The 1,145-nt window shown below is 24.8% G+C and carries 1 protein-coding gene; it reads right to left on the bottom strand.

Going from position 1 to position 1,145, the window contains the following annotated elements; all coding sequences use genetic code 11:
• A partial coding sequence (locus HF850_RS15330; protein ID WP_169106277.1) for a transposase family protein occupies positions 1-1,036 on the bottom strand: 1,036 nt, incomplete at its 3' end.
• Positions 1,037-1,145 lie beyond the last annotated feature (109 nt).

The following is a 1,145-nucleotide window of genomic DNA, read 5'->3' on the forward strand; positions in this document are numbered from 1 at the left end:
CATTGAATATCTGTTCAATATTTCTATCTGTTATTTTTATATCTGTAACAAAAATAAATGTTAATTCAGTTTTTTCTTTCTTGCTTTTATCAACTGTAACATTTGTTTCTGCTATATTCAGACCTATTTTATGGTACTCAATATCATTCACATATTTATGATTTCTAACTTTGTGACACTCAATCTTTTTAATTTCTTCAAATTCACTCCATAGAGTTTTTGCTCTTCCTTCTTTAAATCTAAAAATAAATTTCCAATTGTTTTGTTTACAAACTTCATATAAAGGTTCACATGAATAAAGACTATCTCCCAATAAACATATTGGAAGTCTTGGAAATGATTTTTTTAATTTTTCTGCTAATCTTTTAGATGCTTTTATTTCACAATCTTGTTTACTATAGCTACCGCTTTCGTTTTCAATAAACTCTGTAGCAATACTTAATGCCATATCTCCAACTATTAACTTAGCTTCTAATACGACATGATAATAGACTGTTTTTACAACTTCATCTGTATCTTTATCATGATATTCTTTCTTTAAACAGTTTTCACAATGTTTTTCATCAAAAGATACTAAATGTGTTCCATCAATAGCTATACACCAATATTTATCCAATAATCTATATTTTTCTAAACATCTCTTTCTCATCAATGCTTTTATCATATAAATTCTTATTTTTTCTAATTCTGATATAGGTAGTTTTTTTAAAAAGTTATTTATAGTGTCATAATGAGGGATTTCTTCTAAATCATTATATCCTAATACTTTAGAAAAATTATTAATAACAGTATCATTATTAAAATCTTTAGTCATTTTATTCATACTATGTATTCCTGAGATATTTTTCATTATTATTGTAAACAATAATATGTCAGGTTCATATGTTATATAGCTTGAATGTCTGACTTCATTTACTGATTTTAATTTCTGATTAAAGTTACAAAAGAAGTGCTTACGTATTTTTAAGAACTCCTCGAAAAAATTTATTTGTTTTTCTGCTTCTCTTTTTTCTTTTCTTGTTAATTTCTTTTTCATAAGACCTCCGAAAACGTAGTAATTTAGCGTATTATCTCTATATAATTTTACTATAATTATTACATTTTCGGAATTTATTTGCTCGAAATATTTTTACTCTTTAGAGCTG

Source organism: Clostridium sp. SM-530-WT-3G (assembly GCF_012843905.1).
Lineage (GTDB): Bacteria > Bacillota > Clostridia > Clostridiales > Clostridiaceae > Clostridium.